The sequence below is a fragment of the Bacillus toyonensis BCT-7112 genome (genome assembly GCF_000496285.1).
Lineage (GTDB): Bacteria > Bacillota > Bacilli > Bacillales > Bacillaceae_G > Bacillus_A > Bacillus_A toyonensis.
Genome location: NC_022781.1, coordinates 285708 through 302047, shown reverse-complemented (window position 1 = coordinate 302047; position 16340 = coordinate 285708). Strand labels below are relative to the sequence as shown.

Here is a 16340-nt window from a genome sequence, read left to right as displayed (position 1 = left end):
AATCACCCTAAGTCATAAAGACACGAAAGCCTATACTCAAAGTAAGATTTCAAAGCTTTAGGAAGAAATTGGTTGAGTTAAAGGGGCTAAGGATGATACTTAGGATACGGCTAACGGTAAACCTAGCAGTAGTAAAAATACAACTGTAGATAATTTTGATGCAAAAACAGCTACAAATAAGCAAAAAGGTAATTATGGTGAAATAAAATCAAGTGACAATTTATTGAATAATCAAAGTTTAAAAGATGCTGGATTTGATTTAAAGCCAGTCGGAAAAAGTGCAACATCAGGCATAAATGATAAAATAGTAAAAGGAATTGATGGATTATACGAAAATACAAATGCAGAATCAAAGATCAAATATGTTATTGATGAAGCTAAATTTGGCAGTTCACAATTAGGGAAAACTAAAGATGGACGACAAATGTCGGATGATTGGTTGACAGGTGTGAAGACTGAAAAAAGTAGAATATTGAAAGCTGTTGATGGAGATAAAAGATTAGCAGATAAGATTACGAAAGCGTTGGAGAGAGATAAGGTAGAAAGAGTATTATCAAAAGTCGATAGTAGTGGAAAGGTTAAAACATTTAAGATAGATGCAAAGGGTAACATCGTTGGAGAGTGGCCATAATTTAGAAGCGAGGAGGAATTGAATGATATGAGAAATTATTTATGTATAGAAGAAAAATGTAGAGAAGGAATTGAATATAATAAAGAGTTTATAGAGGAAAATAGAGAAGATATTAAAAGTTTAGAAGAAGATACTAAAAATGGAATTCAAAGATATTCTAAAGATAATAAGAGTATTATAGAAGGGACCTATCTAGCCAATTTTAGATATGAGATGGAGGATATTAGGGCAAAGTATTCTTTAGGGGAAGAAATTAGTGTAATAGAAGAAGATTTTCATAATGCAATTTATGATTTAGAGAATACAGGGAGTAGGGAAATTGGATATTTAAGTCTAATTTGGATGATTTCCTTAGGAATTTTGTTAGAAACGGATAAAAAGAATATAGAAAGATTAAAAAAGATAGTTGATACAAAAAATATGAACGACGCAGTAATTGATTTCCTCTTATGCGCTAGTGATATCGGATACATAAAAATGACGAACAGATATTATAAAGAAAATTCATATGCAAAAACGAGAGAGATTATAGAACTTGCACAAACAGATAAAAAAGAAGCGTCTAAAAGATTACAAACGTATATGGAGAAAGAATGGTTTAAAGGCCATTATGATTATGAATGGAAAAATGCACATAAAGAACCTGGATATGTAGGGTACTGGAGCTTTGAGACAGCTGCACTAGTAAAGATACTCGAACTTGATGATACAAGTTTAAAAGATAATAACCATTATCCATATGATTTGGCACATTATAAAAATGAAATGAAATACAAGCATATAGACCTAAGTGAATATCACTATGAAGATGAGACAGAAGAAATCGAGGATATAGTAGAAGGAATTGAAAATAATTCTGCATTGGAAAACATTATTCCTCCAAAATGGCATTCATTGGTCAATGAATTGATCCATGACTATGAGAATATGGGTGATAGTAGTTTTTATGAAAAATACAAAAAAACGATAGGAATAGGTCAAGTGTGGTTCTTACCACAAGAGTATGAAGAAGAAAACGAGCAAAAAAATCTATTAGGAAGTTTAATTGTGTTTGCCCTGACATTAAGAGATTATATATTACAATTGGACTATAAAGAAGATTTAGAGGACTACATTGATAATCTTAAAAATTTCTGGAATGTTTCAGAAACAAAGTTAGTTCAATTTATGTTAGAAAATGATCAAAATTATTATGCATGGGTACCAAAAGAAGCAAACATCCCAAATATGTATGAAGTAAAGATAGAGAGTGTCGATGTAGAGGAAGTTCTATAACGATAAAATAGAAATGGTTTTCATTATATGTAATATTAGAATGCATTTTACTAGTTAATTGAAAACAATGCATGCGTGGGAGAAAAAAGGATGTATTGTTACTAAAAATTAGAGGGAAAGAAAGCTGTTGGATTGAGTTAAGCACCTCATTGTCAATATACGACAATAGGTGCTTTTTTGCGTGCAATGAAGAAAAAATAAAAGATTCATTTTCACTGTATTTCATCTTTGAAATGCATGTTATAATTTGGAAAAAATATATTCTTAATTTTTAGATAATTAAAAGGTGGTAGATTACTATATGAGTACATTAAAGAAAATTACTAACAATATTTCGAAAGTTATTATAGGAAAAGACGAATCGATAGAACTAGCAGCCATTGCTCTAATAGCAAGAGGACACATTTTATTAGAGGATGTACCTGGGACAGGAAAAACAACGTTAGCGAAAAGTTTGGCTAAAAGTGTGGACGCTAAATTTCAAAGAATACAATTTACAGCGGATACTTTGCCTGGAGATGTTATTGGTCTTGAATATTTTGATGTGAAGGAATCGGATTTTAAAACGAGGTTAGGCCCCATTTTTGCAAATATCGTATTAGTGGATGAAATTAATCGAGCTGTACCGAGAACACAATCTTCGTTACTTGAGGTTATGGAAGAGCGTACTGTTACAATTGCGAAACAGACACATTCATTACCAGAACCTTTTTTAGTTATAGCAACGCAAAATCCACTCGAATCAGCGGGCACATTTCCGTTACCAGATGCTCAGTTAGACCGGTTTTTACTCACAATACGCCAAGGTTATCCTACGAGAGAAGCTGAAAAGGAAATGATGAATCGGTTTCAAATGAATGATCCGTTAGAAACGTTACATTCTATTATTTCAAGTGAAGAAATTATTACGATGCAAAAGCGTGCAAGAGAAGTGTTAGTAGGGAATGATGTGCAAGATTATCTCCTTGAAATTATTGAAGTAACTCGTAACCATGAGTTAATTGAAATTGGTGTAAGCCCTCGGGGAACGTTGGCATTTATGAGAGCAATTCAAGCACGGGCAATATTAAATGAAAGAGATTACTGTACGCCAGATGATATTAAGACGCTCGCTGCATCAGTTTGTGCTCATCGTTTAACGTTAACGATTGAGGGAGAGATGAAAACGATGAAAGAACAAATTATGAAAGAAATTCTTCATACGATTAGTGTGCCAGTGGAGAATGTACGATGAATCAACAGCTTGTGTATACACCTTTAGCGGAGCCTTTCGTAATGGGGGTTATGTCAGTTGTAGCCGTTATTTTAAGTGTATTTTCAAGTAATCTACTGTTTTTATCTCTCGTATTTTTATATGTAATTTTAATAGGTGCTATGCATGTATATATACGTAAAGTATCTCGTGTTCAATGGGAATACAGTCAAGGGAATTCGAACGTTTTTATAGGTGAAACGAATATGTGCAAAATGAAAATTTCAAACAAGTCGATATTTCCTATTCTTAATATCGTATTTCGATTTAAATGTGAAAATAAGCTAACTTGGAATCATGATGAAATAAACAAAAATCATAGTACAGGTTCAAATTATTATATGAATTTTAATTTAAAAGGAAAGGAGTCAGTTTCATTTGATTTGCAAGCTGTAGCGTTAAAAAGAGGCATCGCGAAATGGGAAGAAGTTGAAATTGTGATTACCGATCTCTTTGGATTTATAACGAACAATATAACATATAAACAAGTTGATACGCCGTCTTATTTAGTTTTACCAGCTGTTCCGAAAATACAAGTTCCTGAATTACAAGAATGGTCACGAGGATTTCGAAAAGCGATGTCTTCACCCTTATATGATGAAACGAAAGTAATGGGAGTAAAGTCTTATGAAAATGAAGATTTTCGTTCCATCCACTGGAGTGCAACGGCGAAAACAGGGACGATAACTGCGAAAAAGTATGAGCGAACACAATGTGATAAATACGCGATTTATCTCAACTTGCAAAATAAAAGTGGTGTTTCTTTGCGAAATGATACAGAGGAACTAATTGAATTAACGGCGGGTATATGTAAACAATTGCTCATGCAAAACTGTTCATTTGAAGTATGGATCAATAGTGTAAAAGATAACGGTTTGCTACATATAAAAAATGGGGATAATCGGAAACATTTGCAAAATGTATTAAGGATACTTGCCTCGATATCAGACCAAGATACGCCTATATCTTCTTCTTACTTTTACACAGCTGGTTTTCGTCGAAAGGAACTGGATGCGGTTCCTTTAATTATTGGTACTTCACCAAAGAAATGCAGTAGAACGAATAAATGGATTGTAATGAAAGAATAAGAAGGGGCTTATGTCATGGTAAATAAAAAGCGGCATATGAAAGTGAAGTTATGGAGTGTAAGAACCTTAATCATACTTTTCTTTGCGATTAGTGCGATAACGTTATCACAAGGTGTTGTGTATGTACAAGATATAGTAAAAGAGCGTTTTTTTAGTGAAAAGAAACCTGAAAAAATTTATAAGGAAACTATAAACTACGGTGATACTGAAGGTTATGGAACACCTTTAGAAGAGAAAAAAGTAGGAGATAATGGTGAGAGAACGACAACGGGTAAAAAATTTAAAGGTTTTGAAAAGGAAAGTTCATGGAGAAACGTATTTTCGGTGCTTTCAAATTCATGGATTAGTATAGTTTTTTATGTAGTTATTGCAGTGGTAATTATATATTTTCTCTACAAATCTATTAGGAAAAAGTTAACGAAATCAGAAATAGAACAGGAGAAACAATCGGTAACAAAAGAAGATACGGTAAGAAACGTAAAGAATGAAAAAGTCATTCATCGGTCAGAGCATTCGTTACCTACAGATAAAATAAGGAAAAGCTTAGTTAAATGGGAAAGAACTTTACCATTTCATGAACAGAGAAGGTCCTATGAAACGATGCAACAATGGCTAGAGAGAATTTGTAGATCGAGAGATATTATTCCGTTATATGAGTCAGTTCGGTATGGGGAAAAGGCGTATACGGAGTTAGATATAGAGAAGACTATACAGTGGATAGAACGGGATGGAAAAGGGCGGTATGAATAGCAGAATGTACTATTTCAAAATAAAAAAGATGGCGTAATTAATCTAAATATAAAAATTATATAAGTGAATGAAATTAATTGTAAATTAATTTTATTTACTTATATTTAATTGCATGTTAATGTATACTTAATTTTTTATATCTCTACCAATGGAAGAATATATAAGCTATATGTAACTCTTTGTATAGTATTGCTTCTTAAATTATTTATGAGTGTATCTTTGTTTTATTAATATAAAATGAAAAAAAGATGCACTAAAACTAAACAATTAATGGGTAGCATGTTAATAAAAAAATTACATGAGTTTAGTAAAAACTTACAATTTATTTTTAAGGATGTGAAAATATAATGAAACTGGTATTAAAAAGCATACTTATTTCCTTTATTTTTTCTGCAGTAGGTATGTGTTGGTTGATGTTCTTGTTATTTAGAGGTGGCGGGGACTGGTTATTGTCTTGGGTAGGTGTATTAATGGCATATTTATCTTTATTCACTTTAATAGATTTATATTGTAAAAATACATATGAAAAAACATTAAATAAATTGCTTATAAAATCAACAGTTACTACCTTTAGTTTTGGGGTATTAGGAATCATATTTGGTATAATACACGAGCTATTAACACCATGGAGTCTCAGTTTAATGGTTTGGTATTGGTTGCTAATTCTATTTTTATTTTTAACGACCATAATATTATTATTTATTTTAGTATTGGTAAATCGTAAAAATAATAATTTTACCGTGGGATATAGAATACTTATACTTCTAAATATATTTCTTACGTTAGGGCCAGTACTGTGGCCATTATTTCTTACTATTATCGGAAATGGTATGAACGCCAGTGCAGGATGGTAAAAGTGAAAAAAGATTAGTTGTTTAAAGAATAGAATAAAAAGTTGATATAGAATTTTAAATGTTTATGAGAACATGTTTACATAAAAAATGAAAACATGTTCTCTTTTTATTTGCATGCATAACTCTTCCTCAGTTTACCGTATTTAAATTTAAACGTAAGTATTTCGTAAGGAATGGATAAGAAAAAAGAGAGATTTATCATATAGGATGAAAGTATAGCTTGAATCAATCCGATATTAATGGAGGAGAGAAAGCCTTATGAAAAAATGTAATTCAATTAAGTTAGCAAGTTTTGCAGTTTTATTAGCGGGTACTGCTCTATTCACACCTGATTTTACTGTGACTGCAGAGTCAACTCAAAATATTTCTAGTTCGTCACAAGTACATGATCAAAAGAATCGTAATGGCTGGAAACAAGTAATGCAGGAAACAGTACAGCTTGGCGCTCCAGGGATATTAGCTAAGGCGTATAATAACGGAAAAACGAGTAGTTATACTGCTGGCGTAGCAGATTTAAGTACAAAGAAACCGGTGAAATCAGATTATCGCTTTCGGATTGGTAGTGTGACGAAAACTTTTACTGCCACGACTGTTCTACAATTAGTTGGAGAAAATCGCGTTCAACTTGACGATTCAATTGAAAAGTGGCTACCGGGCCTCATTCAAGGAAATGGGTATGATGGTAATCAAATTACGATACGCCAACTTTTGAATCATACGAGCGGTATAGCTGAATATTTAAAGTCAAAAGATGCTGACATAATGAATTCGAAAAAAACGTATACAGCAGAAGAAATAGTGAAAATAGGCCTTTCTCTGCCTCCAGATTTTTCGCCAGGTAAAGGCTGGTCGTATTCAAACACAGGATACGTAATACTAGGAATGCTTATTGAAAAAATAACTGGTAATAGTTATGCGGAAGAAATCGAAAAGCGAATTATTGAACCTTTGGACTTGTCAAATACGTTTTTACCAGGTAATTCACCTGTCATCCCAGGAAAGAATCATGCTCGTGGGTATGTGAAAACCGAAGGAACGAGCGAGTTGAAAGACATTACGTATTATAATCCGAGTTTAGCTAATTCAGCTGGAGATATGATTTCTAATGCGGATGATTTAAATAAATTCTTTTCATCTTTACTCAGTGGTAAGTTATTGAAGGAACGAGAGCTAAAAGAAATGCTTACTACAGTTCCTGTAGAAGGAAAAGCGGTTGGTGATGGGTATGGTCTTGGAATCTATGAGACTAAACTTCCAAACGGTGTTTCAGTTTGGGGTCACGGAGGAGGAATTCCCGGATTTACAACTTTTGCTGGCGGAGTAATTGGTGGTAAACATACATTGGCTGTCAGTATTAACTCTTTAGATGAGGTCGATATTGTTTCGCAGTTTAATAAAATGATGCAAATTGAATTTAATAAATAGATGAAAAGAAAATGAATGGAATTTTGTTATAGTTGTATATAAAAGAGGTACTTTGTTAAATGCGCAACTATGGACAGTAGTAGCATTTATGATAGGGCATCAAGTGTATTTCAAAGTGAAAATCAATCGTATAGCTTACGATAAAAATAAAAAGGATGTCAGTTACATGACATTCTTTTTATTTTGGATAAAAGAGGTATGTATATGATTCTGAAAATTGTTATTTTTGAAATCGTTCCATATAATGAAGGGTATAGGGGCATCAATAGGGGAGTTATGCATAGAAAATACTTTAGTTAGTTAAATATTTCTCGTTTTAATCAAAATAATTATGAGTTGATTTGGAGTTGAATACAATGGAACAAAATCATTTTAAATGGACTAACAAGCAATTACGAGAACATGTTGAAGTATTAGATGGTAAAAGAAGTCCACACATTTTATTAAGGAATGCAACATACCTAAATTCGTATATGCGTGAGTGGATGAAAGCGAATATTTGGATCTATGATGACCGCATTGTATATGTAGGAGAAAAATTGCCAGAGCAACTAAGTGAATGTGAAGTGATTGATTGCGATGGAAAGCATGTAGTGCCTAGTTACATCGAACCGCATGCACATCCATATCAATTGTATAATCCAGAGACGTTAGCGAATCATGCGATGCAATTTGGGACGACAACTTTTATTAATGATAATTTAACTTTATTTTTCACATTACAACGTGAAGAAGCATTTCGTTTATTAGATGAATTTAAAAAGGTTCCGGCAAGTATGTATTGGTGGTGTCGTTTTGATGGACAGACTGAATTGCAAAAAGGGGAATCTTTATTTAATAGTGAAGAAATAATAGAGTGGCTAAAGCATGACGCAGTTCTTCAAGGCGGCGAGTTAACAGCATGGCCGAAACTATTACATGGCGATGATGGAATGTTAAATTGGGTGCAGGAAACGAAGCGGTTACAGAAAAAAGTAGAAGGACATTTTCCGGGGGCATCTGAAACGACTTTAGCGAAGTTAAAACTGTTAGGTACAGATTGTGATCATGAAGCGATGACAGGACAGGAAGCTTTCACGCGCCTTATGCAAGGCTACACTGTTTCTCTTAGAAATTCTTCGATTCGTCCAGATTTAAAAGTTTTATTGAAAGAATTACTAGAATTAGGTGTTAAGCAATTTGATAGATTCATTTTTACAACAGATGGTTCACATCCGTCATTTTATGAAAACGGAATGACGAATAGATTGATAGAAATAGCGATTGAGCAAGGAATTCCGGCAATAGATGCTTACCATATGGCAAGTTATAACATTGCTCGTTATTATAATATGGAGCATTTACATGGCTCCATTGCGACAGGGAGAATCGCCAATATTAATATTTTGGAAAGTAAAGAAAATCCGGTGCCAATTAGTGTAATTGCAAAGGGAAAATGGGTGAAGCGTGACGGAGTAAACAAAAATAAATCATTACATATAAACTGGAGTGAATTTAAAGTAACCCCATTATCATTAGACTGGTCTATAGAAAAAGAACATATGATTTTTTCTAATAAAACGGGTATACACTTGTTAAACAATGTTATAACAAAACCATATGTTAGCGAAATCGACTTAGACTGTGATGAACTTTCCATGGAACATGATGAATGTTTCCTAATGATGATTGCCCGCGATGGTACTTGGCGAGTGAATACAGTTGTGAAAGGTTTTGTAAATGAATTAGGAGGTCTTGCAAGTTCTTATTCTGGTACAGGTGACATTATTCTTATCGGAAAAAGGAAAGAAGATATGCTTACAGCTTTTCGTAGAGTAAAAGAGCTCGGTGGTGGAATGGTCATAGCAGAAAACAATGAAGTGTTACACGAAATTGCATTACAGTTGCTCGGGATTATGTCCGATTTAAAAATGAGTGAATTAATACAGGAAGAGAAAAAGATGGTGAAATTACTACAAGAGCGTGGCTACGCGTATGATGATCCAGCATTTACCATTTTATTCTTTTCTGCGACGCACTTGCCGTTTATACGAGTAACACCTATAGGATTATATGATGTGAAAAGTAGTAAGGTAGTTGCCCAGCCCGTGAATTTGATAAAGCAATATTAAAAGGAAAGATCCTATAAAAATTTTATTTTATAGGATCTTTCCTTTTATTAGCATAAGAATATTGTAAGCCTCAAATGATATAGTATCTAAATCATTTGAGGTGATATGTAAATATGAAAAAAATATTTTACATTTTAAGCATATTTATTCTGTGTGTATCGATACAACACGTTGTACATTCTCAATCAGATGCACCAAGGTTATCTTCGGATTGTCTCGAAGAAAGGAAAATTCGAGATGAAAAGTATGTGAAGAATATAATACAGGACATTAAATCCACATTTAATTTAAATATTGATGAACATAGTTTTTGGGAAGTAAGTAAAAGAGATTTGGAGGCTGCCCATTTGATGTATGGTGGAAAGGAAAATGATTCTTATTATAATTCGCTAACTAAAATTTATGATAGTGGTGGATTTAGCGAGCAGCCGAGCTTATTTGTAAGGGCGCAAGAGGCATTTTTACTTTATAAAGAAAACGATAATATCAATGTAATGAAACGCCTAAAACTAGACGTTGAAAAAGGGGAATGGCTCGTTATAAAAACGAAAAAGAAGAAAGGGAAAAAAGTGAAATTCAAACCGTTACAATGTGAAAAAGATTATATGAAAAAGAGAAATGAATAACAAAATACGTATTAATGCTGCTTTTATTCAACGATATCTTGCTGTTGATTTGAAATCGGAAAAGGTAAACAAACATATTAGCTTTATGGAATATGTTTGTTTACCTTTTTTGAGAGATTTAAAAATTTGCGATGTTGTTAGTTGAAAATTATGTACTTGCTAATGAACTTATAACATTCAATGAATTTGTTCTTCATAAAAATTAGATTTTGTGTCAAATGATTTATACATTGTCGAACCACCTATGTATATTTTATTCTACAGTATTTATAAAAGAATGTTGGCTATTCATAAGAAATATGATTGGCACAGTTTTTGCTTGTATTACATGTAAGGAAGGGAGATTGTATATAAGGAATCTGTACTCGTAATAGTATAAAACAAGCTACTATTGCATTATTGATCATAGTTGTATTTATAGCGGAACTGTAAATACATATAAATAAGTAGTTTTTTGATTTTAAAATTCAGAATTTTCTTTTAAATTATTAGGGGGCAATGGTATGGTTAAATATTCGAAAATTTCTAAGTGGATTCTTGGTGTTGGACTAGTGACAATAACATGTAATGGTTTGCAAATTCAAGCAGAGACAAAAGAGAAAAATGTGAAGAACGTATTACAAATGGAGCCGGTTGGCATACAGAAATCTGTTGATGAATTGGCGCACCCTTCAAAAGTACAAGAAAATGCATCTTTTACAAAACGGTTAAAGTTAGCGGATTTATCGCAGCGTCCACTAGCACCAACCGATAATATTAAACCGTTAGCTGAAGAAAAAAAGTATTCGATGGCTGAGTTAAATCAATTAAGTAACAAACAATTAACTGATCTTCTTGTGACTATTAAATGGTATCAAATTCCGGAATTATTTCAGTTTAATAGTGATAGTCTTAAATTCTATCAAGATGATAGCCGAATGCAAGCGATTATTAATAAACTAGCAGAACAAGGACAAGCTTATACGAAAGATGACTCAAAAGGGATTGAAACATTAGTAGAAGCGCTACGTGCAGCATTTTATTTAGGTTTTTACCATGATGAATTAAGCAAACTAAATGAGCGTAGCTACCATGATAAATGTTTACCAGCTTTAAAAACAATTGCAAAAAATCCAAATTTCAAACTTGGTACATCAGAACAAAATAAAGTAATTTCATCATATGGAAAATTAATTGGAAATGCATCAGCAGATGTTGAAACGGTTTTATATGCAGGTGAAATTTTTAAACAATATAACGATAATCTTGCAACTTTCATTGAAGACCGAACAAAAGGAGACGCTATATATGAGTTGATGAAGGGAATTGACTTTGATATTCAGACGGATATGTACACGACTGGAAAAGAGCCGAAAGATACGATATGGTATCGAAATATCGATAACTTTATTAATGAAGTAAGTCGTTTCGCACTACTTGGTACTGTATCAGATAAAAATGGATGGTTAATAAATAACGGAATTTACTATGCTGGCCGATTGGGCAAGCTTCATAGCACGCCGACAAAAGGACAACAAGTTGTTACAGATGCAATGCGAATTTATCCATTTTTAGGAGAGCAATACTTTGTTGCGGCAGAACAAATTACTACAAATTATGGAGGAATAGATGCGAACGGAAAAACTGTAAATTTAGATCAAATTCGAGAAGAGGGTAAAAAGAAATATTTACCGAAAACGTATACGTTTGATGATGGAGCAATTGTCTTTAAAGCTGGGGATAAGGTTAGTGAAGAGAAAATTAAGCGACTATACTGGGCAGCGAAAGAAGTACGTTCTCAATTTTATCGTACAGTTGGTAGCGATAAACCACTTGAAAATGGACATGCGGATGATGTGCTAACGATGGTTATTTATAATAGTCCAGATGAGTATCAATTTAATCGTCAACTGTACGGATATGAAACGAATAATGGTGGAATTTATATTGAAGGAACGGGAACTTTCTTTACATATGAACGTACACCAGAGCAAAGTATTTATAGTTTGGAAGAATTGTTCCGCCATGAATTTACACACTACTTACAAGGAAGGTACGAGGTTCAGGGATTATGGGGCCAAGGGGAAATGTATCAAAATGAACGTTTAACATGGTTTGAAGAAGGAAATGCAGAGTTCTTTGCAGGTTCAACGCGATTAAATAGTGTAGTACCGCGAAAAAGTATAATTGGTGGGTTATCTAATGATCCTGCAAAACGCTATACAGCATCACAAACATTAAATGCGAAATATGGAACGTGGGATTTTTATAACTATTCGTTTGCATTGCAATCATATATGTATAATAAACGTCCTGAAATGTTCGATAAAGTGCATGATTTAATTCGTGCAAATGATGTTTCAAGTTACGACGCATACCGTTCTGCATTAAGCAAAGATAATAACTTAAATGAAGAATATCAATCTTATATGCAAATGCTTATAGATAATCGCGATAAGTATACAATCCCACAAGTATCAGATGAGTACTTAGCGCAGCATGATCCAAAATCGCTTTCGGACATTACTTCAGATATTACGAATGAAGCAAAGTTAAAAGGTGTGAAAGTAACAAAGAATAAATCACAATTCTTTAATACATTTACACTACAGGGGACATATACTGGAAGTTCAGCAAAAGGAGAGATTGAGGATTGGAAAGTAATGAATGAAGCAACAAATGAAATGTTGAAACGTATTTCAGGAAAAGAGTGGACTGGATATAAAACATTGACTGCTTATTTTATAAATTACCGTGTTAATCATGCTGGACAATTTGAATATGATGTTGTGTTTAGCGGAGTAAATACGGAAGAAGGTACGGCTGTAGAAAAAGAACCAAATAATTCATTTGAAACAGCAAACCCACTATCTTTGAATATTTTGTTAAGAGGAACCTTGAGCGATCAAGATCAGGGAGATAAATTTGTTATTGATGTAAAGGATCAAAAAGATTTACAAATTTCTGTTACGAACGAACAAAATCTGGGACTGAACTGGGTATTATATTCTGAATCAGATCTAAACAATTATGTAGCTTATGCAACAAAACGTGATGGAAACAAATTGCTTGGAAATTATAATGCAAAGCCAGGGAAATATTACTTAAGTGTATATAAGTATGGTGGTGGAACAGGGAATTATACGGTACAAGTAAAGTAGTTTACTATAGTTTGTTTTGAAAGGCTACTTATTGCATTTTTTAGCGAAATAAAGTATTTAATGTTAAACATTAAACTACTTCAATATATCCCTGTTCTAATTATAGAACAGGGATATATTGGCTTTACATTTTTTAATTAAATAAACTCATTGGATTTTGACAAGAAAATAATTAATATAGATTTGAATTCTCATTCGGAAAGTATGTTTTAATCTTCTTAATGCTCTTTCATTTTTGTCTCAATTTTTGTTTTCAAATCAGTGGATACTCGATTGAAATACTCCAAAACGATCTTCCTAATATCATCAGATATACCTTTCAAATCATTAGCTAAATTTTCAGCAAGATATTCTTTTTCTATTGGTTTTAACTGCGTATAAAATTCACCAGCCTGCGTAAAGTCATTCTGTTTCGTTATAGGAGCTCTTTCAAGTTTACCTTCAACATACCTTCCATCACCGCTTGTTATTTGATTAGCAGGTGTCCAATTTTGCTGTTGGTTAATCGCTAATTTTCGAAATTCGGGTCCAATTCTTCTTCTTTGAGAATCGCTATAAATGTTAGCACGCCCTTGCAACATTTTATCATCAGATAGTTCTGCACCATCTAGTAAATTAGAAGGGGAGAAGGCGACTTTTTCTACTTGTTCCATATAATTTTCAGGGTTTTTATTTAATACCATTTTACCGACTGGTATAAGAGGGTACATCTTTTCATCCCATACTTTTGTATCATCTAGCGGATCATAAGAAAGATGTACTTCATCTTTTGGATCCATGAGCTGGACATATAAACCATACTCCACGGATTTACCAGCCTCAATTGCATCATATAAATCTTTCCCACTATAATCCGGATTTTCAGCAGCTAGTTTAGTAGCTTCCTTACTAGTAATGAATTGTACACCTTCAAAAGGATACCAATGATACTTTACGTACTTTCGATTGCCTTCAGCATTTCTCCAAACGTATGTATTTACACTATGTCCTGGGATGTGACGAAGACTTTTTACCGTACCGACATTAGAGTATAAACGGACAACAAAATGAATGGATTCGGGTGCTCTAGCGACAAAATGCCAAAATCTATCCGGATCTATTAAGTTATTTTTAGGTGAAGGCAACAACGCTTTAATCGTTTCAGGGAAACGCATCGGATCACGAACGGAAAAGACAGGAATGTGATTACATAAAAGATCGAAAACGCCTTCTTTTGTATAAAATTTTGTGGAAAATCCGCGTACATTTCTAGAAGTATCTGGTGTTCCTTTCGTACTAACAGCTAACGAAAACCGTACCATAACAGGAACTTTCTCATTAGAATGTTGTAAAAAACTTAGCTTTGTATGTGCAGACATCGGATAGATCGTTTGAAAATAACCGAATGCCCCAAAACCTTTTACATGAACAGGTCTTTCTACAATTTTTTCATGTATAAATTCTTGTAACGTTTCATGCAGTACACTATCTTGCTTGAGAACAGGTCCACGTGAACCGACTGTTTGAGAGTGAAGTGTAGCTTGTTCATTAAGTTCTCGATTTTGATTAAGGTCTTCTCCTAATAAGGGTTGCCTCTTTTTATTATATTTTTCATTCATCGATATAGCCTCCAAATTTTTTCTTCGATTGTTACTAAATATGATTCTATAGCCTTGATTATGTATTACATACAAAGTTCAAAGTAGTAACATACCGCTAGATGAAAAAAACGCATATAGAGTGGACCTGTTGAAATAGAAGAAATTATGGAAAAATGAATATCGGAAAGAGAAAACACACTATTAAAATTTTAATCTTAAAAATTAATTGATAAATAACTTTATAGATAATGGTCATTAAAAAAATAGTAAAAATAACTAGGAGGAAATGAACATGTCGGATTGGTTTCAATTAGATAAAGAATATATGATGCCTACGTATTGCCGTACGGAGGTTGCAATAGAAAGAGGAGAAGGTTGTCAACTGTATGATGTGAATGGAAAAGAGTATTTAGATATGTTTTCTGGCGTAGGAGTAAATGTATTAGGATACAATCATCCTAAAATTGTGCAAACGACAATGGAGCAAGTTACGAAATCGTTGCATCTTCCATTTCACTTTTTAAACCCAGTTGCGATTGAGTATGCAAAGAAATTAGTTGAGTACTCTTTAAAAAACGGCAAAGTATTTTTTACAAACTCTGGTACGGAAGCGACAGAAACAACGTTGAAATTAATTGATAAATATAGATCTATTACGAATGAAGAGCGAGAAGGTGTCGTTGTGCTCAAAGGTAGTTTCCACGGGCGAACGTTAGGGGCACTTCATTTTACGAGACAAGAAAATGTATATCAAAGTTTCCCTAAAACATCTATTCCTGTATACGAAGTAGAGCGTGAGAATATAGAGCAATTAGAAGAAACAATTTTAAATGAAAAGCCTATTGCAATTATGTTAGAGCCTGTATTAGGAAGTGGCGGGATATATCCTTTATCAAGTGAATATTTATATGGTGTTCAACATCTTTGTGACAAGTATAATGTGCTGCTTATCGTTGATGAAGTACAAAGTGGTATGGGTAGAACGGGGAAATTGTTCGCTTATCAAAATTCTAATATTACACCGGATATTATTCAAATTGGTAAAGGCGCAGGAGGAGGGATACCGCTAGGGGGAATTATTGTAGGTGAAAAGCTATGCGATGTATTTTCACCAGGAGATCATGGCACTACATTTGCTCATTCATCAATGGGAACAGCTTTAGGTTTAACGGTATTAAATACATTACTTGATGATGGGTTAATGCAAGAAGCTTATGAAACGTCACTATATTTGAATGATAAACTGCAAGACATTCAGAAAGAAAATTCTTATTATATTCAGGAAGTTCGTCATGTGGGGATGATGTTTGGGATAAGTGTGAATGACACGAATGAAAATGTGAAGAAATTACAGATTGAGCTAATGAATAAAGGAATGTTAGTCGATGTAACACAAGGGAATATTATTCGATTACTTCCGCCGTATATTATTACGAAAGAGGAAATTGACGCATTCACTTATGAGTTTATTTCCTGTGTTCATAGCATAGCAGCTACAGCAAGTATTTAAAAAAAATATAAAAAAAATATAAAAAGCTGAAGAAGGCGCTATTTTAGCGCCTTCTTCAGCTTTTTAAAATAGTAAATTACTTAACATAGAGAGCATCT

Annotated in this window: 11 protein-coding genes and 1 pseudogene; 11 read left to right on the top strand and 1 reads right to left on the bottom strand. The window is 33.2% G+C overall.

The genetic code is table 11. From position 1 onward, the window contains the following. Positions 1 to 103: 103 nt before the first annotated feature. From BTOYO_RS01550 to colA, 10 genes and pseudogenes are all read left to right on the top strand, one after another. A pseudogene (locus BTOYO_RS01550) lies at positions 104 to 631 on the top strand (cytoplasmic protein); the annotation flags it as partial. 27 nt (positions 632 to 658) lie between these two features. After that, a complete protein-coding gene (locus BTOYO_RS01545; RefSeq protein WP_001246977.1) occupies positions 659 to 1906 on the top strand; it encodes a PoNi-like cognate immunity protein in 1248 nt (415 codons plus the stop codon). 301 nt (positions 1907 to 2207) lie between these two features. Continuing rightward, a complete protein-coding gene (locus BTOYO_RS01540; protein WP_000105664.1) occupies positions 2208 to 3140 on the top strand; it encodes an AAA family ATPase in 933 nt (310 codons plus the stop codon). Further along, positions 3137 to 4246 (top strand): DUF58 domain-containing protein, encoded by a 1110-nt coding sequence (locus tag BTOYO_RS01535; protein WP_001075951.1) that lies wholly within the window; start codon positions 3137 to 3139, stop codon positions 4244 to 4246. Before BTOYO_RS01540 ends, BTOYO_RS01535 begins: the two co-directional genes overlap by 4 nt. A 15-nt stretch (positions 4247 to 4261) precedes the next feature. After that, the gene (locus BTOYO_RS01530) at positions 4262 to 4996 is read left to right on the top strand and encodes a hypothetical protein (protein WP_000247502.1); all 735 of its coding nucleotides are present in this window, start codon (positions 4262 to 4264) and stop codon (positions 4994 to 4996) included. A 347-nt stretch (positions 4997 to 5343) separates the two neighbouring features. Continuing rightward, entirely contained in the window at positions 5344 to 5850 is a 507-nt protein-coding gene (locus BTOYO_RS01525) for a DUF3902 family protein (protein ID WP_000780146.1), read from the top strand. 258 nt (positions 5851 to 6108) lie between these two features. Next, on the top strand, positions 6109 to 7275 hold the full coding sequence (locus BTOYO_RS01520) for a serine hydrolase domain-containing protein (protein ID WP_000710625.1): 1167 nt from the start codon (positions 6109 to 6111) through the stop codon (positions 7273 to 7275). A 356-nt stretch (positions 7276 to 7631) separates the two neighbouring features. Beyond that, positions 7632 to 9386, top strand: a complete 1755-nt coding sequence (locus BTOYO_RS01515; protein WP_000437107.1) for an adenine deaminase C-terminal domain-containing protein — start codon at positions 7632 to 7634, stop codon at positions 9384 to 9386. A gap of 113 nt (positions 9387 to 9499) precedes the next feature. Beyond that, the gene (locus BTOYO_RS01510; protein WP_000719364.1) at positions 9500 to 10012 is read left to right on the top strand and encodes a hypothetical protein; all 513 of its coding nucleotides are present in this window, start codon (positions 9500 to 9502) and stop codon (positions 10010 to 10012) included. Between the two features lie 503 nt (positions 10013 to 10515). Next, positions 10516 to 13152: a collagenase ColA gene (gene colA / locus BTOYO_RS01505; protein WP_000241876.1), complete on the top strand. Its 2637-nt coding sequence runs from the start codon at positions 10516 to 10518 to the stop codon at positions 13150 to 13152. A 218-nt stretch (positions 13153 to 13370) separates the two neighbouring features. On the opposite strand, the gene BTOYO_RS01500 is transcribed toward colA, so the two are convergent. After that, positions 13371 to 14750 carry a catalase gene (locus BTOYO_RS01500; protein WP_001003627.1) on the bottom strand — a complete coding sequence of 460 codons (1380 nt, stop codon included), beginning with the start codon at positions 14748 to 14750 and terminating at the stop codon, positions 13371 to 13373. Between the two features lie 274 nt (positions 14751 to 15024). On the opposite strand from BTOYO_RS01500, the gene BTOYO_RS01495 reads away from it, so the two are divergent. Beyond that, positions 15025 to 16242, top strand: a complete 1218-nt coding sequence (locus BTOYO_RS01495; RefSeq protein WP_001286451.1) for an aspartate aminotransferase family protein — start codon at positions 15025 to 15027, stop codon at positions 16240 to 16242. Positions 16243 to 16340 lie beyond the last annotated feature (98 nt).

Excerpts from the sequence above, each read along its gene's own strand:
- BTOYO_RS01545 (WP_001246977.1), top strand. The coding sequence starts at position 659 with ATGAGAAATTATTTATGTATAGAAGAAAAATGTAGAGAAGGAATTGAA.
- BTOYO_RS01540 (WP_000105664.1), top strand. The coding sequence starts at position 2,208 with ATGAGTACATTAAAGAAAATTACTAACAATATTTCGAAAGTTATTATA.
- BTOYO_RS01535 (WP_001075951.1), top strand. The coding sequence starts at position 3,137 with ATGAATCAACAGCTTGTGTATACACCTTTAGCGGAGCCTTTCGTAATG.
- BTOYO_RS01530 (WP_000247502.1), top strand. The coding sequence starts at position 4,262 with ATGGTAAATAAAAAGCGGCATATGAAAGTGAAGTTATGGAGTGTAAGA.
- BTOYO_RS01525 (WP_000780146.1), top strand. The coding sequence starts at position 5,344 with ATGAAACTGGTATTAAAAAGCATACTTATTTCCTTTATTTTTTCTGCA.
- BTOYO_RS01520 (WP_000710625.1), top strand. The coding sequence starts at position 6,109 with ATGAAAAAATGTAATTCAATTAAGTTAGCAAGTTTTGCAGTTTTATTA.
- BTOYO_RS01515 (WP_000437107.1), top strand. The coding sequence starts at position 7,632 with ATGGAACAAAATCATTTTAAATGGACTAACAAGCAATTACGAGAACAT.
- BTOYO_RS01510 (WP_000719364.1), top strand. The coding sequence starts at position 9,500 with ATGAAAAAAATATTTTACATTTTAAGCATATTTATTCTGTGTGTATCG.
- colA (WP_000241876.1), top strand. The coding sequence starts at position 10,516 with ATGGTTAAATATTCGAAAATTTCTAAGTGGATTCTTGGTGTTGGACTA.
- BTOYO_RS01500 (WP_001003627.1), bottom strand. The coding sequence starts at position 14,750 with ATGAATGAAAAATATAATAAAAAGAGGCAACCCTTATTAGGAGAAGAC.
- BTOYO_RS01495 (WP_001286451.1), top strand. The coding sequence starts at position 15,025 with ATGTCGGATTGGTTTCAATTAGATAAAGAATATATGATGCCTACGTAT.